The organism is Staphylococcus sp. GDH8C109P (genome assembly GCF_017893405.1).
In the GTDB taxonomy this organism is placed as follows: domain Bacteria; phylum Bacillota; class Bacilli; order Staphylococcales; family Staphylococcaceae; genus Staphylococcus; species Staphylococcus cohnii.
Genome location: NZ_JAESMX010000019.1, coordinates 94893 through 121514, shown reverse-complemented (window position 1 = coordinate 121514; position 26622 = coordinate 94893). Strand labels below are relative to the sequence as shown.

General features: G+C 32.2%; 26 protein-coding genes and 1 tRNA gene. 26 read left to right on the top strand and 1 reads right to left on the bottom strand.

All coding sequences use genetic code 11. The annotated features are described in order from the left end of the window. Positions 1-241 precede the first annotated feature (241 nt). The 5 genes from KA867_RS10205 to KA867_RS10185 all read left to right on the top strand — a co-directional run bounded on the left by KA867_RS10205 (position 242) and on the right by KA867_RS10185 (position 2632). A tRNA-Arg gene (locus tag KA867_RS10205) sits at positions 242-315 on the top strand. Positions 316-1301: 986 nt separating this feature from the next. Then, entirely contained in the window at positions 1302-1436 is a 135-nt protein-coding gene (locus tag KA867_RS10200) for a beta-class phenol-soluble modulin (RefSeq protein ID WP_019469301.1), read from the top strand. Between the two features lie 30 nt (positions 1437-1466). Continuing rightward, on the top strand, positions 1467-1601 hold the full coding sequence (locus KA867_RS10195; protein WP_019469302.1) for a beta-class phenol-soluble modulin: 135 nt from the start codon (positions 1467-1469) through the stop codon (positions 1599-1601). Positions 1602-1648: 47 nt separating this feature from the next. Next, complete coding sequence (locus KA867_RS10190; protein WP_210137926.1) at positions 1649-1783, top strand: beta-class phenol-soluble modulin; 135 nt, start codon at positions 1649-1651, stop codon at positions 1781-1783. A gap of 162 nt (positions 1784-1945) precedes the next feature. Continuing rightward, complete coding sequence (locus tag KA867_RS10185; protein WP_210137925.1) at positions 1946-2632, top strand: YjjG family noncanonical pyrimidine nucleotidase; 687 nt, start codon at positions 1946-1948, stop codon at positions 2630-2632. A 153-nt stretch (positions 2633-2785) separates the two neighbouring features. Here the strand turns inward: KA867_RS10185 and KA867_RS10180 are convergent, their stop codons facing one another. Further along, the gene (locus tag KA867_RS10180; RefSeq protein ID WP_210137924.1) at positions 2786-3226 is read right to left on the bottom strand and encodes an N-acetyltransferase; all 441 of its coding nucleotides are present in this window, start codon (positions 3224-3226) and stop codon (positions 2786-2788) included. Positions 3227-3501: 275 nt separating this feature from the next. Between KA867_RS10180 and bshC the strand changes: the two genes are divergently transcribed. The 21 genes from bshC to pyrR all read left to right on the top strand — a co-directional run bounded on the left by bshC (position 3502) and on the right by pyrR (position 26386). Beyond that, on the top strand, positions 3502-5115 hold the full coding sequence (bshC, locus tag KA867_RS10175; RefSeq protein ID WP_210137923.1) for a bacillithiol biosynthesis cysteine-adding enzyme BshC: 1614 nt from the start codon (positions 3502-3504) through the stop codon (positions 5113-5115). Positions 5116-5264: 149 nt separating this feature from the next. Beyond that, a complete protein-coding gene (gene mraZ / locus KA867_RS10170; RefSeq protein WP_046208714.1) occupies positions 5265-5696 on the top strand; it encodes a division/cell wall cluster transcriptional repressor MraZ in 432 nt (143 codons plus the stop codon). Between the two features lie 14 nt (positions 5697-5710). Further along, positions 5711-6646 (top strand): 16S rRNA (cytosine(1402)-N(4))-methyltransferase RsmH, encoded by a 936-nt coding sequence (gene rsmH, locus KA867_RS10165; RefSeq protein ID WP_210137922.1) that lies wholly within the window; start codon positions 5711-5713, stop codon positions 6644-6646. Between the two features lie 14 nt (positions 6647-6660). Then, positions 6661-7065 carry a cell division protein FtsL gene (ftsL, locus tag KA867_RS10160; RefSeq protein WP_019469309.1) on the top strand — a complete coding sequence of 135 codons (405 nt, stop codon included), beginning with the start codon at positions 6661-6663 and terminating at the stop codon, positions 7063-7065. Next, positions 7046-9328 (top strand): penicillin-binding protein, encoded by a 2283-nt coding sequence (locus KA867_RS10155; RefSeq protein WP_210137921.1) that lies wholly within the window; start codon positions 7046-7048, stop codon positions 9326-9328. The genes ftsL and KA867_RS10155 overlap by 20 nt, the downstream gene beginning before the upstream one ends. Before the next feature lie 202 nt (positions 9329-9530). After that, positions 9531-10496 (top strand): phospho-N-acetylmuramoyl-pentapeptide-transferase, encoded by a 966-nt coding sequence (gene mraY, locus KA867_RS10150; RefSeq protein ID WP_210137920.1) that lies wholly within the window; start codon positions 9531-9533, stop codon positions 10494-10496. 1 nt (position 10497) lies between these two features. Then, positions 10498-11847 carry a UDP-N-acetylmuramoyl-L-alanine--D-glutamate ligase gene (gene murD, locus KA867_RS10145; protein WP_210137919.1) on the top strand — a complete coding sequence of 450 codons (1350 nt, stop codon included), beginning with the start codon at positions 10498-10500 and terminating at the stop codon, positions 11845-11847. 14 nt (positions 11848-11861) lie between these two features. Then, complete coding sequence (locus KA867_RS10140; protein WP_210137918.1) at positions 11862-12752, top strand: cell division protein FtsQ/DivIB; 891 nt, start codon at positions 11862-11864, stop codon at positions 12750-12752. 105 nt (positions 12753-12857) lie between these two features. Beyond that, on the top strand, positions 12858-14273 hold the full coding sequence (ftsA, locus tag KA867_RS10135; RefSeq protein WP_210137917.1) for a cell division protein FtsA: 1416 nt from the start codon (positions 12858-12860) through the stop codon (positions 14271-14273). Positions 14274-14302: 29 nt separating this feature from the next. After that, complete coding sequence (ftsZ, locus tag KA867_RS10130) at positions 14303-15469, top strand: cell division protein FtsZ (protein WP_210137916.1); 1167 nt, start codon at positions 14303-14305, stop codon at positions 15467-15469. A 237-nt stretch (positions 15470-15706) separates the two neighbouring features. After that, a complete protein-coding gene (gene pgeF / locus KA867_RS10125; RefSeq protein ID WP_210137915.1) occupies positions 15707-16495 on the top strand; it encodes a peptidoglycan editing factor PgeF in 789 nt (262 codons plus the stop codon). A gap of 18 nt (positions 16496-16513) precedes the next feature. Further along, a complete protein-coding gene (locus tag KA867_RS10120) occupies positions 16514-17188 on the top strand; it encodes a YggS family pyridoxal phosphate-dependent enzyme (protein ID WP_210137914.1) in 675 nt (224 codons plus the stop codon). A gap of 5 nt (positions 17189-17193) precedes the next feature. Continuing rightward, positions 17194-17775, top strand: a complete 582-nt coding sequence (locus tag KA867_RS10115; protein WP_210137913.1) for a cell division protein SepF — start codon at positions 17194-17196, stop codon at positions 17773-17775. 12 nt (positions 17776-17787) lie between these two features. After that, entirely contained in the window at positions 17788-18078 is a 291-nt protein-coding gene (locus KA867_RS10110) for a YggT family protein (RefSeq protein ID WP_210137912.1), read from the top strand. Positions 18079-18184: 106 nt separating this feature from the next. Continuing rightward, positions 18185-18955: a YlmH family RNA-binding protein gene (locus tag KA867_RS10105; RefSeq protein WP_210138066.1), complete on the top strand. Its 771-nt coding sequence runs from the start codon at positions 18185-18187 to the stop codon at positions 18953-18955. 133 nt (positions 18956-19088) lie between these two features. Then, positions 19089-19703 (top strand): DivIVA domain-containing protein, encoded by a 615-nt coding sequence (locus KA867_RS10100; protein WP_210137911.1) that lies wholly within the window; start codon positions 19089-19091, stop codon positions 19701-19703. A 243-nt stretch (positions 19704-19946) separates the two neighbouring features. After that, the gene (gene ileS, locus KA867_RS10095; protein WP_210137910.1) at positions 19947-22697 is read left to right on the top strand and encodes an isoleucine--tRNA ligase; all 2751 of its coding nucleotides are present in this window, start codon (positions 19947-19949) and stop codon (positions 22695-22697) included. 309 nt (positions 22698-23006) lie between these two features. Beyond that, positions 23007-23801: a VOC family protein gene (locus KA867_RS10090; protein ID WP_210137909.1), complete on the top strand. Its 795-nt coding sequence runs from the start codon at positions 23007-23009 to the stop codon at positions 23799-23801. Positions 23802-23937: 136 nt separating this feature from the next. Beyond that, positions 23938-24414, top strand: coding sequence for a signal peptidase II (gene lspA / locus KA867_RS10085; RefSeq protein ID WP_210137908.1), 477 nt, complete (start codon positions 23938-23940; stop codon positions 24412-24414). 12 nt (positions 24415-24426) lie between these two features. After that, on the top strand, positions 24427-25344 hold the full coding sequence (locus KA867_RS10080; RefSeq protein WP_210137907.1) for an RluA family pseudouridine synthase: 918 nt from the start codon (positions 24427-24429) through the stop codon (positions 25342-25344). A gap of 514 nt (positions 25345-25858) precedes the next feature. Next, positions 25859-26386, top strand: a complete 528-nt coding sequence (gene pyrR, locus KA867_RS10075; protein ID WP_107383727.1) for a bifunctional pyr operon transcriptional regulator/uracil phosphoribosyltransferase PyrR — start codon at positions 25859-25861, stop codon at positions 26384-26386. The last annotated feature ends 236 nt before the right edge of the window (positions 26387-26622 follow it).

The following is a 26622-nucleotide window of genomic DNA, read 5'->3' as shown; positions in this document are numbered from 1 at the left end:
TTAATCGTAGCGTCATTCTCTTATTTCTATAAATAGTTAGATGCAACAAATATTTAAGGAATATAAAGTTGTAAAAAAAACGCTAACGTTAATGAATTTCTCAATTTAAAGAATTTAAATAAATTAGCAATATTATGATAAAAAGTTTACAATAGTGAAAAATCATATTTATTTTTAAGGGATAGAGTATTGCTTTATCAGTGCAAGTTAGATATAATTATTCTTGTGTTCAAAAGATAATGTCCTGGTAGCTCAGCTGGATAGAGCAATGGCCTTCTAAGCCATCGGTCGGGGGTTCGAATCCCTCCCAGGACACTAAAAACCGTTGTTATGACAACGTTTCAAGTGTGCAGGTGTCAAATATGTGTCAAGAGAATATTTCTCTTACATGTTGGCCCTGCTTTTTTTATGTTCTTCAAGTAAATGTGTATAAACACTCCCAGGACACTAAAAGTGTAAAAATACATAAATTAATTTATGCATTTCTGACTAGACTGCTGATATATCAGCAGTCTTTTTATTTTGTTTTAAATTTTATTTACATATAGTTGACACACATAGTGGATACAAACATACTGTTTATTAAAATCATAAAATAGTTAATCAGCCCACTGCAAAAGTAAATTTACAGATGAAATTAGTTATTGCATAAAGTGAATTAGCATTTTGAAAATTATGCCAATAAGTATTATTTAATATAGTGAATTTAAACTTCCACTTGATCATTAAACTATAACTATCAAAATACATTGTCTTTTAATGTTTAATCATCCAAATTTGCAAGGTGCTGAAATTGTTTATAGATAATTGAGACATTAAACTCTGTTTCAGTCTAACAATAAATGGTATTTAATATATAACTATAAGGTAATATATAATTTAATGATCATTTTGCGTTTGCGCTACTTCAATTTGAAGTAGTGCATTTTTAATGTTATTTATAAAGTTAATAAAAAGTCTTTCGTATTAAAAACATTGATATATTACATAGCGAGCTTAATTAGCATTAAATTATTCGGTAAGTTTAATTATATATATATTATAATTAAAAATGCTCGTCTAAGTTGTATAACATAGAATTGTACAAAATACAGTTGAGCATTCAAAACTGTAAGAAGATATGTTTTTCACTACAGTTTTTACGATTATTTAATGAAGTATGAATTAAAGCACAATTTTATATGTAAATGTCTTATAGTTATAGATAACAAACGATACTTAATTAAATAACAAATTAACAGTATCGTTTAAAACATAAAAAGCAGTCATAAGCATCTATCATATAATGAGGAGTGTTTATAATGGAAGGTTTATTTAACGCAATCAAAGATACAGTACAAGCTGGCATAGCAGGGGACGGTGCTAAATTAGGTACTAGTATCGTAAGCATCGTAGAAAACGGTGTAGGTTTAGCAAGTAAATTATTCGGATTCTAATATAAATAAATAATAAAGGAGAAATAAATTATGACTAAATTAGCAGAAGCAATTGCAAACACAGTTGAAGCAGCAAAATCAGGTAACGGTTCAGAATTAGGTACAAGTATTGTAGATATCGTTTCAAGCGGTGTAGGTTTACTAGGTAAACTTTTCGGATTTTAAAATTGAGTACTTAGCTTATTTTAAAAATATAGTGAGGGGTGTTTATAATGGAAGGTTTATTTAATGCGATTAAAGATACAGTACAAGCTGGTATAGCAGGCGATGGTGCTAAATTAGGTACAAGTATTGTAAGCATCGTAGAAAATGGCGTAAGTTTAGCAAGTAAATTATTCGGATTCTAATATAAATTTCTATGACGGACTGGCCAAGGTAATAACCTTGGCCTTTTTTGTTTGCTGAGATATAAAATATGGTATGATGAAATAAAATTCTGCTATGTATACATATTGATGACGACATAACTAACATAGTTTTTTAAAAGATATCATTAAGGGGTTAGAAATATGAATAAAAGATGTTTGCTTATTGATTTTGACGATACAATTGTTGATTTTCATGACGCAGAAGCATATGCATTTCATCAACTTACAAAAAAATATAATTTAAAGACAAACCAAGATGATTTAAATCAATTTATGACTGTAAATCAAGCGCATTGGGAAGCATTTCAACAAAATCAATTATCAAAAACTGAAGTTTTAAGTAAAAGGTTTGAAGTGTATTTTGATTTACATCAAATCAATGTTAATGGAGAAGAAGCAGACGTAATCTTTCGAGATGAACTCGCAAATGCTCCAATAAAGTATTTTATGAACACGGTGGAAACGTTGAGAATGCTCAAAGATACACATGATCTATATATTGTTACAAATGGTGTTTTAGAAACACAAGAAAGACGCATAGCAAAAACAAAAATGGGAAATTGGTTTAAAGGTGTTTATGTATCTGAGCAAACAGGATATCAAAAGCCGATGCCAGAATTTTTTGATTTTGTATTTAATGAAATTGGTCATGATAAAAGGGACCATGCAATGATTATTGGTGATTCAATAACATCAGATATTTTAGGTGGGAAAAATGCTGCAATAAAAACATGTTGGTTTAATCCAAGAAATAAAATAAATGACACAGAAATTAATCCGGATTATACTATCAAATCGCTTGATCAATTGTTAGATATAGCAAAATAAAAGAAGCGTGAATTACAATCAGAAAAATTGATTTTAATTCACGCTTCATATTATGTTAATAATCATTCAAGAAATGAAAAAATTACTTTATTAATAAGTATCTACTATATTATAAAAATGAGTGTATTATTTTAAAGGTATTGGAAATGAAAATTAAGGTGTCCAAATAAGTATATCGTGACCATCTTTATTTTGTTGTTCAATATCTTTAAATCCATGATTAATGAAGAAATTTTTTGATTGATTACGTGCAATAACTTTAATAGGTTGGCCTTGTTCCTTAGCAAAATCTAACAACGCTTTACCGTAACCACGACCTTGGAAATCACGTAAAACTTCTAGTTTCCATAAAATGTTATAATCATCAAAATCTGAGAAGTATACATCTTCAACTTCTCCTTTACGGTATAAAGCCATACGAGCGCCCAACCTATCACCAACATATATGCCATAAAATGGTGAGTCTGAACTAGCGTCTATCATTTCACCGCGTAATTCATCTACTAAATATAAATCTTCATTTCCGAAGTTTCTAAAATCTTCAAATAATTCGTCGGTTTTGTAATTAATATCTAGTCGTTTAACATTACTCACTTTAGCTTCCCCCTTTGCTTTATTACTAACTATTATACCTTATTTTATTGAATATTTCACAAAAATGAATGCTTAAAACATTTTGTAAAATAACAATAATAATTTGCTCATTGTTTTTATATAATATACAGTGCTGATAACTTGTATGAATATTGGACAACAACGTTTATACATATTTAAAATAATTTCCAATCAATTTATAAGCCGTAAAATTGTCAATGTTGAATATAAACTTTATACTATATAGGAATAGAGTAACGTAAGGAGAATTACGAATGGATTGTATGACAACGAAACTTAATGAAAAAGATCAATTTATATCGAATGTTAAAAATAGTGATTCAACTTTAGCTAAATATTATCATCTTGATGCGATGAATGAACATGATTATAAAAAAAGACTACTTATCGAAAATAACGGAAGAGAAGCGTCACTAGCTAAAATCATTGAAGCATACATGGGTGATTTAACGTTAGATCATCAACAAAATGACAATTTAAAAGCACTTAGTAATGGTGCGAAAGTTGTGATCGGAGGCCAACAAGCCGGTTTGTATGGTGGACCCTTATACACGTTCCATAAAATATTTTCAATTATTACATTAAGTGAAAAACTATCAAAAGATTACGATACGCACGTTGTCCCTGTTTTTTGGATTGCGGGTGAAGATCATGATTTTGATGAAGTAAATCATACTTATGTTTTTAATGAGCACAAAGCAACTTTACAAAAAATTAGATATAGTACAATGATGCCACCAGAGTCTAGTGTTTCAAAGTATTTGCCAGATAAAGAAGCGTTACATAAAGCTTTAAATCAATTTTTTAAAGAACTAAAAGAAACTGAGGCTTCTTCAAAATTATTAAACATGTGTAGAAATATTATCGATCATTATGATGGTTGGACTGACATGTTTAAAGCGTTATTACACGAAGTTTTCAAACATTATGGATTATTACTGATAGATGCAAATGATAAAGCGTTGCGTCAATTAGAAAAACCAATGTTTAGAAACATGATTGAAAAGCATCATTCAGTGGACGATGCCTTTAGACAAACGCAAGCTCAAACGATGGCTGATGGCTTAGAGCAAATGATACAGACAGAGACGAATGTGCATTTGTTCATGCATGATGAGGGTGTAAGACAACTATTAACTTTTGAAAATGGGAGATTTTATTTAAATAAATCAGAGAAGTCGTTTTCGAAACAAGAGCTTCTTAATATAGTAGAAACAGAACCAGAAAGATTTTCTAATAATGTCGTTACAAGGCCAGTAATGGAAGAGTGGCTATTTAATACAGTAGCCTTTATAGGCGGTCCAAGTGAAATTAAATATTGGACAGAATTAAGTGAAGTTTTTCGAACATTAGAAGTATCCATGCCTATCGTTTTACCTCGATTAAGAATTACTTATATAAATGATAGAATTGAAAAGCTATTAGCACATTATCAATTGAACCGTAATGATATCATTGAAAAAGGAATCGAGGCAGACAAAGCACAGTTTATTAGATCCAAAGCGTCACAATCTTTTATAGAACAAATTGAAGCACTGAAAGAACAACAAAAGGATTTATTTCAATCTCTGCAAGCAGAAGTTACAGACAATCATGATAATAAAGTATTGTTAAATAAAAATAATGAAATACATCAAAAACAATTTGATTATTTGCTAAAACGGTACTTATTAAATATCGAAAGAGAAAATGACATTAGCATGAAACATTTTGAGACATTAAGTAAAACACTCCATCCAATGGGTGGATTACAAGAAAGAATATGGAATCCACTTCAAATTATGAATGATTTTGGGATAGATGTGTTTAGTCCCTCCACCTATCCACCACTTTCTTACACATTTGATCATATATTGATAAAACCTTAGAGCGACAACGAAAACACCTGATTCATCATTAAGATGAATCGGGTGTTTTTTTCTATGTTTCAAGAAATTTTGGTGAAATTTGTATAATTAGTGGAGGATAGTGGTGAGATGTGGTAAATTATATACATAAGAAGGTGAGGTGATTATAAATGTTCATGGGTGAATACGAGCATCAATTGGATACTAAGGGACGTATGATTGTTCCTTCCAAATTTCGTTACGACCTAAATGAGCGTTTTATAATTACCCGAGGCCTTGATAAATGCTTATTTGGTTACACTTTAGAAGAATGGCAAGTAATTGAAGAGAAAATGAAAACCTTACCAATGACAAAAAAAGATGCGCGTAAATTTATGCGTATGTTCTTTTCAGGCGCTGTCGAAGTAGAATTAGATAAGCAAGGGCGTATTAATATTCCTCAGAATTTGAGGAAATATGCCAATTTAAGTAAGGAATGTACGGTAATTGGTGTCTCAAATCGCATAGAAATTTGGGATAGAGAAACTTGGAATGATTTTTATGATGAATCAGAAGATAGTTTTGAAGATATTGCCGAAGACTTAATTGACTTTGATTTTTAAATGGAGGCGTTAAATTGTTTCATCATGTCAGCGTTATGCTAAAAGAAACTATAGATTACTTAAATATTAAAAAAGATGGCATATATGTCGACTGTACATTAGGTGGAGCAGGTCATGCCCTCTATTTATTAAATCAAATTGGAGACGAAGGTAGACTTATTGCAATTGATCAAGACACAACAGCACTTGAAAATGCAAAAGAAGTATTGAAAGACCATATACATAAAGTTACCTTCGTGCACAGCAACTTTAGAAAATTGACTGAAATTTTAGATGATTTAAATATTGAAAAAGTAGATGGCATTTATTATGACCTAGGTGTGTCTAGCCCACAATTAGACGTGCCTGAAAGAGGTTTTAGTTATCATAATGATGCGAAATTAGATATGCGTATGGATCAAACACAATCATTATCAGCATATGAAGTAGTGAATGAATGGTCGTTTGAAAAATTAGTTAGAATTTTTCATCGCTATGGTGAAGAAAAATTTTCAAAACAAATTGCGAGACGCATAGAACAAAATAGAGCACAAAAGCCAATTGAAACAACTTTAGAACTTGTAGATGTTATTAAAGAAGGTATCCCAGCTAAGGCAAGGAGAAAAGGTGGGCATCCTGCTAAAAGAATTTTTCAAGCAATTAGGATTGCAGTTAATGATGAATTATCTGCATTTGAAAATTCGTTAGAACAAGCGATTGATTTGGTGAAAGTGGACGGAAGAATATCTGTGATTACATTCCATTCGTTAGAAGATCGACTATGTAAACAAATGTTTCAAGAGTATGAAAAAGGGCCTGAAGTTCCTAGAGGGTTACCTGTGATACCAGAAGCTTATACACCTAAATTGAAGCGAGTTAACCGGAAACCAATCCTTGCTACAGATGAAGACTTAGAAGAAAATAATCGAGCGCGTAGTGCCAAGTTACGTATAGCTGAAATACTAAAATAAGGAGTGATTTTTGAGTGGCAGTAGAGAAAATATACCAACCGTATAGTGGAGCAGAGCAGCATATACCACAAACGCAACCGTCGCCTCATCCCCAGAGTCAACCCCAGACAGTTAAGCGTAAAGTAATTGTCAAGCTAACTAAGTTTGAAAAGATGTTATACATAGGACTTATAACAGTAATTGCTTTAATAAGTATTTATATGCTATCTTTAAAAATGGATGCGTATGAAACTCGAGAAAAAATTGCAGATTTAGATACAAAAATTGAAAAACAATCTAGTGAAAACAGCGCAATAAAATCTGAAATTAAAAAGAACTCCTCATATGAACGCATTTACGATAAGGCCAAAAAAGATGGAATGAGCCTTAAGAACGATAATGTAAAGGTAGTGCGTAATAATGGCGAAGCGAAGAATTAAATTAAAAAAACCGAAGTTTTTAATTAAAAAAAGTAAAATAGGGGCAGTCCTACTCATCCTTGGATTTGGACTGCTCTTTTTTACGTTGGTTTTAAGATACTCGTATATTATGTTGACAGGACACTCTTCTGGTGAAGATCTAATTATGAAAGCGAATGAAAAGTACTTAGTAAATACACAACAACAACCAGAAAGAGGTAAGATATATGACAGAAATGGCAAAGTCTTAGCTGAAGATGTGGAACGTTATAAAGTTGTGGCAGTTGTAGACAAAAAAGCAAGTGAAGGTAGCGATAAACCTAAACATGTGACAGACAAAAAAGAAACTGCCAAAAAACTTGCAACTGTGATTGATATGTCAGCAAAAGAAATTGAAAAAAAACTGGATAATAAAAAAGCCTTTCAAGTTGAATTTGGTCAAAAAGGCACAGATTTAACGTATCAAGAGAAAGAAAAAATTGAAAAAATGAACCTTCCTGGTGTGACGTTATATCCAGAAACCGAAAGATTTTATCCTAATGGAAACTTCGCATCTCATTTGATAGGAATTGCTCAAAAAGATCCTGATAGCGGAGAATTAAAAGGTGCTTTAGGCGTTGAAAAGATATTTGATAGCTATCTTTCAGGTCAAAAAGGTGCATTATCATATATTCATGATATTTGGGGCTATATTGCACCAAATACCAAAAAAGAAAAAGTACCTAAACGTGGAGATGACGTTCATTTGACCCTTGATTCAAACATACAAGTTTTCGTTGAAGAAGCACTTGATGGCATGGTTGAACACTATAAACCCAAAGATTTGTTTGCCGTAGTCATGGATGCGAAAACAGGAGAAATCTTGGCATTTAGTCAAAGGCCAACTTTCAACCCAGAAACTGGTAAAAATTTCGGTAAAAAATGGGCAAATGATTTATATCAAAACACATATGAACCTGGATCAACTTTTAAATCTTACGGATTAGCGGCTGCAATTCAAGAAGGTGAATTTAAGCCAGATAAAAAATACACTGCTGAACCTAGAGAAGTAATGGGATCTAAAATATCTGACTGGAACAAAGTAGGTTGGGGAGAAATCTCAATGTCTACTGGTTTCACATATTCTTCAAATACTTTAATGATGCACTTACAAGATTTAGTTGGCGCAGATAAAATGAAAGAATGGTATGAAAAATTTGGTTTTGGTAAATCTACCAATAGCATGTTTGATGGTGAATCTACAGGTGGTATTGCCTGGGATAATGAAGCACAGCAAAAAACATCTTCATTCGGTCAATCTACAACTGTAACACCAGTTCAAATGTTAAGAGCACAATCAGCTTTTAACAATGAAGGCAAAATGTTGCAACCGTGGTTTGTGGATAGTGTGAGCAATCCTGTTACTGACGATACTTTTTATAAAGGTAAAAAAGAGTTTGCAGGAAAACCAATTACTAAAGATACTGCTAAGAAAGTTCGTACAGAATTAGATAAAGTTGTAAACAGTGAAGACAGTCACGCTAAAAACTATCAAATTGATGGGTATGATGTAGCAGGTAAAACAGGTACGGCACAAGTTGCTGATTCTGATAATGGTGGTTATGTTCAAGGTGAAAATCCATATTTTGTAAGCTTTATTGGTGACGCACCTAAAGATGATCCAGAAGTAATTGTATATGCTGGTATGAGTTTAGCACAAAAAAATGACCAAGAAGCCTACGAAATGGGTGTAAGTAAAGCGTTCAAACCTATTATGGAAAATACATTAAAATACTTAAATGTTGGAGATAAAAACTCTAAAGATAAATCTGATGTGAAGTATAGTAAAGTACCAGATGTTCAAGGTCAGGAGACGCAAAAAGCACAAGATAAGGTGAATAGTAAATCTCTTGATCCAATAGTCATAGGAAGTGGAGATAAGGTTGTAAAACAATCAGTTTCACCTGATAAAGAAGTGCTTCCAAATAGTAAAGTACTCCTCTTGACAGATGGAGATATAACAATGCCTGATATGACTGGTTGGACAAAAGAAGAAGTGATTGCTTTTGAAACATTGACGCAAACAAAAGTGACTACAAAAGGTAGTGGTTTTGTTTCTAATCAATCTGTTAATAAAGGACAAAAAATTGACAAAAAAGATAAAGTAGAAGTGACATTATCTGCTGAAGCGATTAATGGTGAATCATCGACCACGTCATCTGAAGAAAAGGGATCATCCAAAGACAATTCTGATAAAAATGATGATAACAACTCAGATTCAAGCAGTGACAAACAAAGTGAATAAATAAATTATTTTATTTCTGACGTCAATGGTAAAACATGTTAAAATGTATAATTTGAAATTGATGCGAGGTAGTAATTTAAATGTTTAGTACAAAATATATTTTTGTAGTTTTAAAACATAAATACTGCCTCGTTACATATGATTTATAAGTTGCACCTAGCATTAACGACATTAATCCAATTTAATATTAAAGGAGCATAATATGGTTTATTTACTAGCAATCATTGCATTACTAATAACATTTATATTAGTCCCTGTATTGATACCAACACTAAAGAGAATGAAATTTGGACAAAGCATTAGAGAAGAAGGCCCTCAAAGTCATATGAAAAAAACAGGTACACCAACTATGGGTGGGTTAACTTTCCTACTTAGTATTATTGTCACATCAATATTAGCTATCATTTTTATGGATAATGCGAATCCGATTATATTATTGTTGTTTGTGACGATTGGTTTTGGGTTAATTGGTTTTATAGATGACTACATCATTGTTGTCAAAAAAAATAATCAAGGTTTAACGAGTAAACAAAAATTCTTTGCTCAAATCGCTATTGCGGTTATTTTCTTCATATTAAGCCAAGTGTTTAATTTAACAGACTTTTCAACTGGCATTCATATTCCATTTACAGGTTTAGAAGTACCTTTATCAATTGCATATGTAATTTTCATTGTATTTTGGCAAGTTGGTTTTTCTAATGCGGTGAATTTAACGGATGGATTAGATGGACTTTCTACAGGACTTTCCATTATTGGATTTATTATGTATGCATTAATGGCTTATATACAAGGGGCTAATTCCATTGGTTTGTTTTGTATTATCATGATTTTTGCCTTGCTTGGATTCTTACCATTTAATTTAAATCCTGCAAAAGTATTTATGGGAGATACAGGTAGCTTAGCTTTAGGCGGTATCTTTGCCACGATTTCAATTATGCTAAATCAAGAATTGTCACTCATTTTTATCGGTTTTGTATTTGTAGCCGAAACATTATCGGTTATGATTCAAGTTACATCATATAAACTTACAGGGAAAAGAGTTTTCAAAATGTCACCATTACATCACCATTTTGAGTTAGTCGGTTGGAATGAACGAAAAGTTGTTACTGTATTTTGGACAGTTGGTATTATTTCAGGTCTTATTGGCTTGTGGATTGGAGTGAATTAAATTGCTGAAATATACAGGTTTAGAAAATAAAGATGTATTAGTAATAGGATTGGCAAAAAGCGGATATGAAGCAGCGAAATTATTACAAAAACTTGGCGCAAATGTCGTTGTTAACGATGGCAAGGATTTAAGTCGAGATGCACATGCAATTGATTTAGAAAATATGGGTGTCAAAGTTGTTGGTGGAGAGCACCCATTTTCTTTACTTGATAATGAGCCACTCATTTTTAAAAACCCTGGCATACCTTATACTGTTCCGTTGATTCAAGAGGCGGAACGCCGAGGATTAAAAATACTTACTGAAGTGGAATTGAGTTATTTAGTTTCAAAAGCTCCTATAATTGGTGTGACAGGTACAAATGGAAAAACAACGGTAACTTCACTAATTGGAGATATGTTTAAAAAGAGTAGAATTACAGGTAAATTATCTGGCAATATAGGTTATGTTGCTTCAAAAGTTGCACAAGAAGTAGATGAAGAGGATTACCTTATAACTGAATTATCTTCATTTCAATTATTAGGCATTGATCAATATAAACCACATATCTCTATTATTACTAATATTTATTCGGCACATTTGGATTATCATGAAAATTTAGAGAATTATCAAAATGCCAAAAAACAAATATATAAAAATCAAACAGAAGATGATTACTTAATATGTAATTATCATCAACGCCATTTGATTGAATCTGAATCTTTAACAGCAAAAGTATATTATTTTTCAACACAGCAAGAGGTTGATGGTATCTATGTAAAAGATGATTATATTACATTTAAAGGTTTCCGACTAATTCATAAAGATGATTTAGTATTACCAGGTGAACATAATTTAGAAAATATACTAGCTGCCGTATTAGCTGCATTATTAGCAGGTATTTCTGTAAGAGCAATTATTGCTAGTTTGACAACATTTTCAGGTATAGAACATAGGCTTCAATATGTGGGATCAAACAAAACGAATAAGTACTACAATGATTCTAAGGCTACTAATACTTTAGCAACGCAATTTGCGCTTAACTCATTTAAACAACCTATAATTTGGTTGTGTGGTGGTTTAGACAGAGGAAATGGATTTGATGAATTAATTCCATATATGAATAACGTCAGAGTGATGGTAACTTTTGGTGAAACACAAGATAAATTTGTAAAATTAGGTGAGAATCAAGGCAAATATGTAATAAAGGCTACTGATGTAACAGATGCAGTCGATAAAGTACAATCAATTATTGAGCCTAATGACGTTGTATTATTATCACCAGCTTGTGCAAGTTGGGATCAATACAATACATTCGAAGAGCGCGGGAATAAGTTTATAAAGAGTTTCCAAGCGCATTTACCTTCACTTTAAAGGTTGTGAAATAAATGTCAGATAAAGTTAGTGAATTTGATTCTGAATATTTAAAAGAGAAACGTGCAAAGCGACGTAAAAAACAAAAACAAATCCAATATGCGATTTTCGGTATTTTGTTATTTATCATTTTGCTGATTCTTATTTATATGTTCACACCATTAAGTAAAATCAACTCAGTGACCATTGAAGGTAATGATAATGTATCTAAAACATCTATTAAAAAAGCTATTGATGTGAAAGATGATTCAAGAATGTATACTTATAGTACTTCAACAGCTGTTAATAATTTAAAGAAGAATAAATTAATAAAACATGCAGAAGTGACTAAAGTATTACCGAATAAGTTGAAGGTTAAAGTGACAGAAAGTCAAATCGTTGGTTTAGTTAAAAAGAAGGATGATTATGTTCCCGTTCTTGAAGATGGTACAGAGTTAGAAAATTATGAAGATAGTAATGTAACAGATGACGGTCCCGTTCTTGAAGGATTCAAAAAAGAGAAAAAAGAAAAAATGATACAAGAATTATCAAAAATGCCTGCAAAAGTTCGAGGTATGATTGCAGAAGTGCAATATGATCCACAAGAAAATTTACAAAATCAAATCAAACTATTTACGACAGATGAGATTCAAATTGTGGGTAACTTAAATACTATTGGTAATAAGATGAAGTATTATCCTCAAATGTCACAATCATTAGAACGTGATGAATCAGGAAGTTTAAAAAAATCAGGTTATATTGATTTGTCAGTTGGTGCTTCTTTCATTCCTTATAGTGGTGGAAGTACGACTAAATCAACGAGTGATCAAAACGTTGATAAAGGAAATACACAGGAAGATAAGGCTAAAGACGAGTTACAAAGTGCATTAAATAAGATAAATAAAGAATCAGACAAAAATAATTAAAAAATTTAGACAAATACATGTGTTTATAGTTCACAAGCGTCAAAACGTATTGTAAACTGTTAATAGTGTGAACATGAATAAGTAATTGTCAGGAGGTGCCTATCTATGGAAGAGCATTATTATGTAAGTATAGATATCGGTTCGTCAAGTGTTAAAGCGATAGTGGGCGAAAAATTTCACAATGGAATTAATGTGATAGGTACAGGACAGACCTACACAAGTGGTATAAAAAATGGTCTTATTGATGATTTCGATATCGCAAAACAAGCGGTTAAAGATACAATCAAAAAAGCCTCTATTGCATCAGGTGTCGATGTTAAAGAAGTGTTTTTAAAACTTCCAATTATCGGTACTGAGGTATTTGATGAATCAAATGAAATTGAATTTTATGAAGATACTGAACTAGATGGTACACACATTGAAAGTGTACTGGAAGGTATTCGTGAAAAAAATGATGTACCCGAAACAGAAATAATAAACGCTTTCCCAATTAAATTTGTGGTAGATGGCGAAAATGAAGTGTCAGATCCTAAAGAACTCATTGCTAGACACAGTTTAAAAGTAGAAGCTGGTGTCATTGCCATTCAAAAATCAATCTTAATAAACATGATTAAATGTGTTGAATCTTGTGGTGTAGACGTATTAGATGTTTATTCTGATGCATATAACTATGGGTCAGTACTTTCAGCAACAGAGAAAGAACTCGGTGCATGCATCATCGATATAGGTGAGGATATAACACAATTAGCATTTTACGAAAGAGGAGAGCTCGTAGATGCTGATGCTATAGAAATGGCTGGTAGAGATATAACAGAAGATATTGCAAAAGGTTTAAATACATCATATGAAACGGCTGAAAAAATTAAACATCAATATGGTCACGCTTTCTTTGATTCAGCGTCTGATCATGACGTCTTCACTATTGATCAAGTAAATAGTGAAGAAGAAGCGCAATTTACTCAAAAAGATTTAGCAGATGTAATAGAAGCACGTGTAGAAGATATATTCTTTAATGTGTTTGATGTATTACAAGAGTTAGGTCTTACAAAGGTAAATGGTGGTTTCGTTGTAACTGGTGGTTCAGCTAATTTACTAGGCGTTAAAGAATTGCTTCAAGATATGGTAAGTGAAAAAGTAAGAATTCATACACCATCACAAATGGGCATAAGAAAACCGGAGTTTTCTTCTGCGATTTCAACGATTTCTAGTAGCATTACTTTCGATGAATTACTAGATTATGTTACAATTAATAATCATGACAGTGAAGAATTTGAAGAAGAAGTCATAGAATCAAATGATCGAGAAAATAGTACGAAGTCAAGCGGATTTGATTGGTTCAAAAAGAAATCAAACAAACAAGAAGAGCCACATACATCAACTTCTGATATAGATGAACCAGAAGCGTCTGAGGCATACGAACAAGAAGACAACATAGAACATGAACAAGTAGAACAAGAAAGTAAACCTCAAGACAAAGAAGAAAGTAAGTTCAAGAAACTTATGAAATCACTATTCGATTGATTGGCCACTAAAACTAGGAGGAAATTTAAATGTTAGAATTTGAACAAGGATTTAATCATTTAGCGACGTTAAAAGTCATCGGTGTAGGGGGCGGCGGAAATAACGCTGTTAACCGAATGATTGATCATGGTATGAATAATGTTGAATTTATTTCTATCAATACGGATGGACAAGCTTTAAACTTATCTAAAGCTGAGTCTAAAATCCAAATTGGTGAAAAATTAACGCGTGGTTTAGGCGCTGGTGCAAACCCTGAAATAGGCAAAAAAGCTGCCGAAGAATCACGTGAACAAATTGAAGATGCAATCCAAGGCGCTGATATGGTTTTCGTAACAGCAGGTATGGGTGGCGGTACTGGTACAGGTGCTGCGCCAGTTGTAGCGAAAATCGCAAAAGAAATGGGAGCGTTAACAGTTGGTGTTGTTACGCGTCCATTCGGATTTGAAGGCCGTAAACGTCAAACACAAGCAGCTGCTGGTGTAGAATCAATGAAAGCTGCTGTTGACACATTAATCGTAATTCCTAATGACCGTTTATTAGATATTGTTGATAAGTCTACACCAATGATGGAAGCATTTAAAGAAGCTGACAATGTATTACGTCAAGGTGTTCAAGGTATTTCAGATTTAATCGCTGTTTCAGGTGAAGTTAACCTTGACTTTGCAGACGTTAAAACAATTATGTCTAACCAAGGTTCTGCGTTAATGGGAATCGGTGTGTCTTCTGGCGAAAACCGTGCAGTAGAAGCTGCTAAAAAAGCTATTTCTTCACCATTATTAGAAACTTCTATTGTGGGTGCACAAGGTGTGTTAATGAACATTACTGGTGGCGAATCACTATCGTTATTCGAAGCACAAGAAGCAGCAGATATTGTACAAGATGCAGCTGACGAAGATGTTAATATGATTTTCGGTACTGTCATTAATCCAGAATTACAAGATGAAATCGTGGTAACAGTAATTGCTACTGGATTTGAAGATAAACCTTCATCTCAAGGTCGCAAAGCTTCAAACACAGGATTCGGCAATAGTGCATCATCTGGAAGTACAACTGCAAAAGAAGATTCATTCTCTTCTAGTGCATCACAATCTACAGATAGTGCAAATGAAAGTAGAACACATACTACAAATGAAGATGATATTCCTAGCTTTATTAGAAATCGTGAAGAAAGACGTTCTAGAAGAACTAGACGTTAATCTCGAATGAACTTCTTCTTCTGTTAGTTTTTCATAATAATTAATATTAATTAAGACAATATAAAATATATAGACGTCATCAGGTCCAAAGATCTGATGACTTTTTTGAATTTAGAAATTGGCATATAATTAGATGTGCAATACTTCGTTATAGAGCAAAATACAGTTTTCAATTATTTAGAATCTCCCAATGACTTTAGATAGTTTGTTAATGTTGAAGAGCTGGAGGTTTATGACATGCAAGAGAAATTTATTAAAGATTGTCATATTTTAAAATATGATGACAATCAATTAAACAATGTAAAATTGGGTATAACAACAAGAGAAGATGGATTTAGTAATTACCCGAAAAATGCATTTAACATGGCAAGATATATTAATGATGATCAAGATAATGTTACCAAGCATCAAATGTTACTTGCTTCTGTAATTCAGTTTCCAAGAAATCAATGGGTTTTTCCAATTCAAACACATGAAAATAAAGTGGTTGAAATTACTAACAAAGATAAGGGTACCAATATTGATAGACTTTCTAATGCGTTACATGGTATAGATGGTATGTATACATTTGAAAAGGATATTTTATTAACCATGTGTTATGCAGATTGTGTACCAATTTATTTTTACAGCGAAAAGCATGACTTTATTGGTTTGGCTCATGCGGGTTGGCGTGGTACAGTAGGACAAATTGTCAACCAAATGTTAAAACATGTGCCATTTGATTTAAATGATTTAAAAGTTGTTATAGGACCAGCAACAGCAACATCATATGAAATTAACGATGATATTAAAAGTAAATTTGAACGTTTACCTATAGATTCACATCAATATATTGAGACGAGAGCAGAAGACCGTCACGGTATAGACTTAAAAAAAGCAAATGCTATGTTGTTAGCGTATGGTGGCGTCCCTGAAAACAATATTTATATAACGAATTATGCTACATCAGAAGATTTAACTTTATTCTTTTCATATAGAGTAGAAAAAGGTAATACTGGTCGTATGTTAGCTTATATTGGTCAATAATTAAGAGGTGTATAAAAATTGGATGTACAACAAAGTTTAACGCAAATAAATAAACAATTGGACATACATTGTAAAAAAGGAAATATTACAACAGTCCCGCACGTGATAGCAGTGACAAAATATGTTACAATAGAGCGAGCTAATGATGCTTACCAAGCAGGTATTAGACATTTTGGTGAAAATCGTTTAGAAGGTTTTCAACAAAAAAAAGCAGCTTTACCAGACGATGTAGTCATGCATTTTATCGGTTCTTTACAAACAAGAAAAGTAAAAGAGGTAATCAATGATATCGACTATTTTCACGCTTTAGACCGTCTGAAATTAGCAAAAGAGATTAATAAAAGAGCTGAACATAAAGTGAAATGTTTTGTTCAAGTAAACGTTTCTGGAGAAACGTCAAAACAAGGCATCGCTTTAGATGAAGTAGTTACGTTTATTAAAGATTTAGAGCAATATGAAAATATAGAAATTACTGGTCTTATGACAATGGCACCATATACGGATGATGAACCGTATATTAAAGATTTATTCAAATCATTAAGAGCAAAAAGAGATGAAATTAAAGCGCTCAATTTAAATTATGCACCATGCACAGAGTTATCGATGGGAATGAGCAATGATTACCATTTAGCAGCTGAAGAAGGTGCGTCATTTGTGAGAATTGGGACTAAACTTGTAGGAAAAGAGGAGTGAGCCCCGTGGCTTTAAAAGATTTATTTAGTGGTTTTTTCGTAGTTGAAGAGGAAGACGATGATTTAAAAGCGCCACCCGAAGAAGAACAAGATAGACAACAAGCACAGTCTCAAACAAGTTATAATAACCAACAAACTGAAAATACAGAAAGACAACGTATACAGTCCGTACCCAAAAAACAACCAACAAGATTACAACAATCAACAGGGGAAAGGAAGTATCAAATGAATAACAGTGCACCTAAAAATAATGCTAGGAACGTTGTGAACATGAATAATCAAGAACAAAATAATTATGGATTTACGCAAGAAAGTTCTAAAATGTGTTTATTTGAACCACGCGTCTTTTCAGATACTCAAGATATTGCAGATGAATTAAAAAATCGCAGAGCAACTTTAGTAAACTTACAACGCATTGATAAAGTGTCGGCAAAAAGAATTATCGATTTTCTAAGTGGGACTGTTTATGCAATTGGTGGAGATATTCAACGTGTTGGTTCTGATATATTCTTATGTACGCCAGATAATGTTGAAGTCGCAGGAAGCATAACGGACCAAATTGAAAATATGGAATACCAAAGTGAATAGAGGTAAACATTCATGGATATAGGTTTATTAGCAAATATATTTCAATTTATTTTATTCTTGGTCAAAATTTATTACTTTGGGATGATTGTGTATTTCTTTATGTCATGGCTTCCAGGTGCACGGGAAAATAAATTCGGTCGATTTTTATCAAAATTGTATGAGCCGTTTTTAGAACCTTTCCGTAAAATTATTCCGCCCATCGGCATGATTGATATTTCTTCAATTGTTGCAATAATTGTACTTGTATTATTCCAAACTGGTTTGGCAAATATTTTTAATTTGATTTTAAGAAATTTAGTGTGAGTTTTGTACTGTGAATAAATAATAATTGAATAAATTTTAAAATAAATGTTAAGCACCTAACGTTAAAAACGAGAGGTGCTTTAACTTATATTTGGAGTGAAATCACATCGATATTTATCAACATTTTAGAAAAGAAGAACATGAGTTAATCGATCAACTTATCGATAAATGTTTTCGTGCCAATGAACAATTTGCACCTGTGTTAACCTCTTTTTTAGATCCTAGAGGCCAATATATATTAAATGTTGTAGTTGGTAGTTTTCAAGATTTAGAAGTTACATTTTATGGAGGACCATTTGCTGAGAGAAAAAGAGCAATCATAGCACCAGATTACTTTCAACCTGAAGTGGAAGATTTTGAAATCATCCTTTTTGAAATTGATTATCCTCAAAAATTTGTCACGCTTCAACATCAACATGTACTGGGTACAATTATGTCATTAGGTATCGAAAGAGACCAATTAGGTGACATTGTGGTAGATGAAAGTATACAATTTACTTTGACAAAGCAATTAGAATCATATATTATATTGGAATTAAATAAAATCAAAGGTGCTACAGTTAAACTAAATGCGATACCCATAAAAGATATGGTACAATCAAAGGAGAACTGGCAGTCATTTGAGACAACCGTATCTGGTTTACGTTTAGATGTCGTTCTAAAAGAAATGATTCGTAAATCGCGTTCTATTAGCAAACAATTAATTGAAAAGAAACGCGTTAAAGTTAATCATACGATCATTGATTCTGTTGATTTCCAACTGGACAAAGGTGACTTACTGTCTATTCAAGGTTACGGAAGAGCAATGATTGTTGATATCGGTGGAAAAACAAAAAAAGATAAAACACGAATTTCCTACAAAACTTTATTTAAATAAGTTATACTTATAAAGTGTAAAACAACCGAATTTTAACGACTAATATTAGCAATGATATGATATAAAATAAATTTTATTTCTGATATTTAATGAAATAACAAAATAGTGTATGATAAAAGGAGGATAATGGCGCATGGCTTTTACACCAAGTGAAATAAAAAACAAATCATTTACTCGTGTTAAAACGGGTTTTGAACCAACTGAAGTTGAAAGTTATTTAGAACAACTCAGTAATGAAATTGAACGTTTAAAAGAAGATAAAGCACAATTAGAAAAAGTTGTTGAAGATAAAGAAACGAATATTCAATCTTATAAAGATGTGCATCAATCAGTGAGTGATGCATTAGTTCAAGCGAAACAAGCTGGAGAAGAAACGAAAGCAGCAGCAAATAAAGATGCAGAGGCAACAATTGCAAAAGCGAAAAGTGAAGCAGATCGTATTGTCAATGATGCAGTTGAAAAAGCCCGTCGACTTTCTTTCCAAACAGAAGATATGAAGCGTCAGTCTAAAATATTTAGATCTCGTTTCCGTATGTTAGTAGAAGCACAGCTAGATTTACTTAAAAATGATGATTGGGATTATTTATTGAATTATGACCTTGATTCTGAACAAGTAACGCAAGAGAACATTAATCATTTAAATGAAAATGAATTAACTGAAGAAGAAAAAGCAATGAAAGCAAAGGCTGAAGCAGATAGTGCAGCAGAGGCGGATGCAGAAGCAACAGATAATGGTAATAAACAATAAACAAACAACAGACGCGTAAGAAACAGTCGATATATTCAAGCGAGTTAGGGATAGTGCGAGCCTAATATATATTTGTTTCTTATATCACTGTCGTTTTAATTGAATATCATGCAATGAGAGAACTCTAAGTTGAGTTAATCAGGGTGGTAACGCGGTAAATATCGTCCCTGTTAATTGAACTTAGAGTTCTTTTTATTGTTAGATACTAGACAAGTCAGAATATTGTAATAAGGAGTGTAGGAAATGGATTACAAAGATACGTTATTAATGCCAAAAACGAATTTTCCAATGCGTGGAGGATTACCAAACAAAGAACCAAAGATTCAAGAAGAATGGGATGCTAATGATATTTATCAAAAAGCATTAGAAAAAAATAAAGATAATAAGCATTACATTTTACATGATGGTCCGCCATATGCAAATGGTAATTTACATATGGGACATGCGTTAAATAAAATTTTGAAAGACTTTATTACGCGTTATAAAACTATGCAAGGTTTCTATACACCATATGTTCCAGGTTGGGATACACATGGCTTACCAATTGAACAAGCACTTACTAAAAAAGGCGTTAAGCGTAAAGAATTATCAATTGCTGAATTTAGAAGAAAATGTGAAGCATTTGCGTTAGAGCAAATTGAAAATCAAAAAAAAGATTTTAAACGCCTTGGTGTTAAAGGGGATTTTGCTAATCCATATATAACTTTAAAACCAGAATATGAGGCGGCTCAAATTCGTTTGTTTGGTGAAATGGCTGATAAAGGACTTATTTATAAAGGTAAAAAACCAGTTTATTGGTCACCATCTAGTGAATCTTCATTAGCTGAAGCAGAAATTGAATATCAAGATAAGCGTTCGCCATCTATTTATGTCGCATTTGATGTTAAAGATAGTAAAGGTATTGTTGCTGAAGATGCAAAATTCGTTATTTGGACTACTACACCTTGGACACTACCATCTAATGTTGCAATCACGGTTCATCCAGATTTAGTTTATGGTCAATATAATGTGAATGGTGACAAATATATCATTGGTAAAGATTTAGTAGCTAATGTTGCAGAAGCATTAGAATGGGACGAAGATGCCATTGAACTAGAAAAAGAATTCAAAGGTAGTGACTTAGAATATATCGAAACACAACATCCATTTATTGATCGTGTGTCACTTGTAATTAATGGATTACATGTTACAACAGATGCTGGTACAGGATGTGTTCATACTGCTCCTGGACACGGGGAAGATGACTTTATAGTAGGTCAAAAATATGGCTTGCCTGTTATCAGCCCTGTAGATGATAAAGGTGTATTTACAGAAGAAGCCGGTCAATTTGAAGGTATGTTCTACGATAAAGCCAATAAAGAAATTACAGATTTATTAAAAGAGAATGGTTCATTATTGAAATTAGAATTTATGACACATAGTTATCCACATGACTGGCGTACTAAGAAACCTGTTATTTTCCGTGCAACACCACAATGGTTTGCTTCTATTGATAAAGTACGTCAAGATATTTTAGATGCAATCGAAAATACACACTTTAAGGTTGATTGGGGCAGAACTCGTATTTATAACATGGTAAGAGACCGTGGCGAATGGGTTATTTCACGTCAACGTGTTTGGGGTGTGCCATTACCAGTATTTTATGCGGAAAACGGCGATATTATTATGACTAAAGAAACTGTTAATCATGTTGCAGATTTATTCCAAGAACATGGTTCAAATGTGTGGTTTGAGCGAGAAGCTAAAGATTTATTACCTGAAGGATTCACACATCCAAGCAGTCCGAATGGTGTATTTACAAAAGAAACAGATATCATGGATGTTTGGTTCGATTCAGGGTCATCACACCGTGGGGTATTAGAAGAGCGTCCGGAATTATCTTATCCTGCTGATTTATTTTTTGAAGGTAGTGACCAGTATCGTGGTTGGTTTAACTCCTCAATTACAACATCTGTTGCTACGAGAGGTATCTCACCATATAAAATGTTACTTTCACATGGATTCGTAATGGACGGTGAAGGTAAAAAAATGAGTAAATCATTGGGCAATGTCATCGTACCTGATCAAATAGTAAAACAAAAAGGTGCAGATATTGCACGTCTTTGGGTAAGTAGTGTTGATTATTTATCAGATGTGCGTATTTCAGATGAAATTTTAAAACAAACTTCTGATGTATATCGTAAAATTAGAAATACACTAAGATTTATGTTGGGTAATTTAAATGATTATAATCCGTCAACAGATGCAGTCCCAGAATCTGATTTATTAGAAGTAGATAAATATTTATTAAATAGATTACGTGAATTTACTGCGAACACATTAGATAATTATGATAACTATGATTATTTAGATATATATCAAGAATTACAAAATTTCATTAACGTTGAACTAAGTAATTTCTATTTAGATTATGGTAAAGACATCTTATATATAGAAGAGCAAAATGCGCATAAACGTCGTAGCATGCAAACTGTGTTATACCAAATTGTAGTAGACATGACGAAATTATTAGCACCTATTCTAGCACATACGTCTGAAGAAGTATGGTCACATATTCCACATGTAGAGGAAGAAAGTGTGCATTTATCACGCATGCCTGAACGTGTCGCTGTTGATGCTGAATTCATGGAAAAATGGAATACATTTATGAAATTACGTGACGATGTGAACCGAGCTTTAGAAGTTGCACGTAATGAAAAAGTAATTGGAAAATCATTAGAAGCCAAAGTAGTAATCGGTAGTAATGATAACTTTGATGCAACTACATTTTTACAACAATTTTCTGATTTACAACAATTATTCATTACTTCACAAGCAGAGGTAGTTGATAAAGTTGAAAATGGAGAAGCATATCAATACGGTGATATCCACATTGAACATGCTCACGGAGAAAAATGTGAACGTTGTTGGAATTATAGTGAAGCATTAGGTTCTGTAGGCGAACTAGATAACTTATGCCCACGTTGTCAAGCAGTTGTTAAAACACTTGTTTAAACATTTTTAAATGAAAATGTAAGAGTGTGGCAATAACTGTATTAACAAAACTATTCCACAGTTTTGTTCCAGCAAATTTTGAATTAAATAAAGTTCGATATGTGTTTTGAACATTACAACAACTTTCGACTATTATTTTTGAATAACCTGAGACATCGTTGCGATGTCCCAGGTTTTCTTTTCTCTAATATAGAGATTAAGTGAACTATTTAGCAAACCCAATTTTTAGATTAAAATGAGCATATTGAAATTTAAAATTGAACAGTTCATATATAATGAAAGCAATAAGTAATTAGAAAGGTGTTAAATATGTTCCATAACGAAAGTGCCCATTTTGTGAATGGCATTATATTAAATGTGAGAGACAAAGATGAAATGAAAAAATTTTATGGAGACATAATTGGATTAAATGTAGTGAATGAATCCTACTCTACGATTCAATATGAGATTGGAAATTTAAATCACTTCATGACACTTAATCAAATAAATATGGGAAGAGAACCACTTGTTTCAGAAGCAGGTTTATTTCACTTAGCTATTAAATTACCAACTAAAACAGATTTAGCAGACTTACTCGTTCAATTAAGTGAATATAAAATACCAATCAACGGTGGAGAACATGATATTTCAACTTCATTATATTTAGAAGATACTGAAGGAAATGGCTTAGAGTTTTATGTAGACAATCCAATTGATGAGTGGTCTATTGAAAATGAAAAAGCAGTTTTAGAAACAAAACCATTAAATGTACCTAAATTATTAACATATGTCTCAGATGAGAAATGGCAAGGCATTCCTGATGACAGTATTATCGGATATATTAATTTAAAAACAATTCGGTTAAATAGAGTTAAACAATATTATAAAAATTACTTTGGCTTGGTACCATCTTCTGTAGAAACAAAGAGTGCAGTATATTTGGCTTCAAATGGATATCATCAACATCTTGTAGTGAATAATTGGTTATCAAGTGTTAAACGCATAGAAAATCATAAAACGTATGGTCTAGCATGCGTTGATTTTCATTTTCCAGAAACAACACATAAATTATTGACTGGTCCCGATGGTATTCAGTTTAGATTTAATTATTATTCAGTACTTTAAATTAATGTCTATTTGAATAATGTTTTAAAAAAATAACTTAATATTTGAACTGTAACTTTTTTTATAAGTTTGATTAGGATATAATGAGAGTTGTTGTAAAAATCGACCGCACGTAGAATAAATAGGAGGTACAGACATGAAACGTCAGTACTATATTGTTACTTCTATATTTATAACAATCGTTATACTTATATTAGATCAAATCACAAAATTTATAATAACTAAAACAATGCAAATTGGTGACTCATTTGAAGTAATCCCTAACTTTTTGAGCATCACTTCACATAGAAATAATGGTGCAGCATGGGGGATTTTAAGTGGAAAAATGGTTTTTTTCTATATCATAACTGTCATTATTCTGATTATACTCATTGTCTTTTTTATAAAAGAAGCGAAGCATAATTTATTGATGCAAATTGCTATAAGTATGTTGTTTGCTGGCGCTTTAGGTAACTTTATTGACCGTGTATTGAACGGTGAAGTTGTAGACTTTGTTGATACTTATATATTTAGTTATAATTTTCCAATATTTAACGTAGCTGATTCTAGTTTAACTATAGGCGTCGTTTTAGTCATAATCGCTTTGTTAAGGGATATGAGGACAGAAGAATAGGAGAGATAGTGTATGGAGTTTCATGAGTTTAACATAGAAGACCCAGCGAACGCAGGACAACGAATAGATAAATTATTGCCTGAATTTAATGCTGAATGGTCACGTACTCAAATGCAAGATTGGATTAAAGAAGGTTTGGTTAAAGTCAATGATAAAGTGATAAAATCCAATTATAAAACTAAGGTAAATGATAAAATTGTAGTAACTGAAAAAGAAATTGTTGAGGCAGATATTAAGCCAGAAAATCTTAATCTGAATTTTTATTATGAAGATGATGATGTCGCAATTGTTTATAAACCTAAGGGTATGGTAGTACATCCTTCTGCAGGTCATTATACAGGTACATTAGTAAATGGTTTAATGTATCAAATGAAAGACTTGTCTGGTATAAATGGTGAGATACGTCCGGGAATTGTACATCGTATTGATAAAGATACTTCAGGTTTATTAATGATTGCGAAAAACGATATTGCACATCGAAGTTTGGTTGAACAATTAATAGATAAATCAGTCACGCGTAAATATATTGCATTAGTACATGGTAACATTCCACATGATTATGGTACTGTTGATGCACCTATTGGTCGAAATAAAAATGATCGCCAATCTATGGCTGTGGTCGATGATGGTAAAGACGCAATTACTCACTTTAATGTATTAGAACATTTTAATAAGTATACTTTAATAGAATGTCAGTTAGAAACAGGTCGTACTCACCAAATTCGTGTGCATATGAAATATATTGGTTATCCATTAGTAGGAGATCCAAAATATGGTCAGAAGAAAACATTAGATATTGGTGGTCAAGCATTGCATGCGGCAGTAATTGGTTTTGAACATCCAGTTACACAAGCCTACATTGAAAAGACTTCACCGTTACCAGATGATTTTGAACAACTTTTAAATGATATTCGTAAATCTGATAATTAATAAGGCTAAGTTATATGACAAATTGAAAGTCATACCATGATATTTATAATGAGAGTGGGACAGCAATCTAATTTTATTAAATAGTTTCGTTTCCCCACCTCGACAAGGATAACTAGAATTGAAAATATGATTTAAAGGGAAACGATAGCTCTTACAAATCGAACGATATTCTAATATAGACTTGCAACGACATGTTATTCATGATAATATAATGACAGTTTAATAAAGAACGAACGTCTTTAATTGAAAGTCCAGAGAGGCTTCGAAGACATGTAATGAAAATAGAATATACAAACAAAGCATTTTAGTCACAAAAATAGCTAAAAACCATCGTAGTTTTATAGAAACGCGATAAAAAATCGTAATCACAGACACAAAATGGGTTATGATAGAGAAATCATCTGAATTTCAGATATGTCTCTGCGTTTTGTTTGTAATATTTTATTACGCAACCTCATGTCTTCTAAAGATGTGAGGTTTTTTTATATCATTAAGATTAAGGTAGGTGCCCAAAATGTCAGAACGAGTGATTATGGATGAAGCAGCAATACAAAGAACAGTGACGCGTATTGCACATGAAATCTTAGAATATAATAAAGGTACTGATGATTTAATTTTGTTAGGCATTAAAACAAGAGGGGCATTTTTAGCGCGACGAATACAACAAAAAATTGAACAAATTGAAGAAATCACTGTTCCAACAGGTACCATTGATATTACACAATTTAGAGATGATTTGGAACAGACAATAGATCAAGCTGCAGAACAAACGTATGAAATTGATGTCAATATAACAAATCAAGTCGTAATTATTGTGGATGATGTTTTATATACTGGACGCACAGTTAGGGCATCACTTGATGCAGTACTTCAATATGCAAGACCTAGAAAAATAGGGCTAGCAACACTTATCGATCGCGGACATAGAGAACTGCCGATACGTGCAGACTTTGTTGGTAAAAACATACCTACTGCTAGAGAAGAAGCTGTCTCAGTTTTTCTTAGTGAAATAGATAATAGAAATGCAGTTGTAATTGAATAAATCAACACCTTTTAATTCAGTACGAGAGACTGAAAAAGGGAAGAGAATCATGTGGAAGCCAAAATCAAGTTTTAAAGCAACCACATTTCAAGATATAGTTATATTATATAAACATATACTATAGATTCTCTCCATATCATCTGATTTTAATTTAAGCTAAGTATTCAAATAACAAACCTAACGCTTTAAGCTATAACGTTGTTTGAATGAGCTAAATTTTAATTTGAAGATTGATA

Coding starts and splice junctions, on each gene's coding strand:
- KA867_RS10200 (WP_019469301.1), top strand. CDS start 1,302: ATGGAAGGTTTATTTAACGCAATCAAAGATACAGTACAAGCTGGCATA.
- KA867_RS10195 (WP_019469302.1), top strand. CDS start 1,467: ATGACTAAATTAGCAGAAGCAATTGCAAACACAGTTGAAGCAGCAAAA.
- KA867_RS10190 (WP_210137926.1), top strand. CDS start 1,649: ATGGAAGGTTTATTTAATGCGATTAAAGATACAGTACAAGCTGGTATA.
- KA867_RS10185 (WP_210137925.1), top strand. CDS start 1,946: ATGAATAAAAGATGTTTGCTTATTGATTTTGACGATACAATTGTTGAT.
- bshC (WP_210137923.1), top strand. CDS start 3,502: ATGGATTGTATGACAACGAAACTTAATGAAAAAGATCAATTTATATCG.
- mraZ (WP_046208714.1), top strand. CDS start 5,265: ATGTTCATGGGTGAATACGAGCATCAATTGGATACTAAGGGACGTATG.
- KA867_RS10155 (WP_210137921.1), top strand. CDS start 7,046: ATGGCGAAGCGAAGAATTAAATTAAAAAAACCGAAGTTTTTAATTAAA.
- mraY (WP_210137920.1), top strand. CDS start 9,531: ATGGTTTATTTACTAGCAATCATTGCATTACTAATAACATTTATATTA.
- KA867_RS10140 (WP_210137918.1), top strand. CDS start 11,862: ATGTCAGATAAAGTTAGTGAATTTGATTCTGAATATTTAAAAGAGAAA.
- ftsA (WP_210137917.1), top strand. CDS start 12,858: ATGGAAGAGCATTATTATGTAAGTATAGATATCGGTTCGTCAAGTGTT.
- ftsZ (WP_210137916.1), top strand. CDS start 14,303: ATGTTAGAATTTGAACAAGGATTTAATCATTTAGCGACGTTAAAAGTC.
- pgeF (WP_210137915.1), top strand. CDS start 15,707: ATGCAAGAGAAATTTATTAAAGATTGTCATATTTTAAAATATGATGAC.
- KA867_RS10110 (WP_210137912.1), top strand. CDS start 17,788: ATGGATATAGGTTTATTAGCAAATATATTTCAATTTATTTTATTCTTG.
- KA867_RS10100 (WP_210137911.1), top strand. CDS start 19,089: ATGGCTTTTACACCAAGTGAAATAAAAAACAAATCATTTACTCGTGTT.
- ileS (WP_210137910.1), top strand. CDS start 19,947: ATGGATTACAAAGATACGTTATTAATGCCAAAAACGAATTTTCCAATG.
- KA867_RS10090 (WP_210137909.1), top strand. CDS start 23,007: ATGTTCCATAACGAAAGTGCCCATTTTGTGAATGGCATTATATTAAAT.
- lspA (WP_210137908.1), top strand. CDS start 23,938: ATGAAACGTCAGTACTATATTGTTACTTCTATATTTATAACAATCGTT.
- KA867_RS10080 (WP_210137907.1), top strand. CDS start 24,427: ATGGAGTTTCATGAGTTTAACATAGAAGACCCAGCGAACGCAGGACAA.
- pyrR (WP_107383727.1), top strand. CDS start 25,859: ATGTCAGAACGAGTGATTATGGATGAAGCAGCAATACAAAGAACAGTG.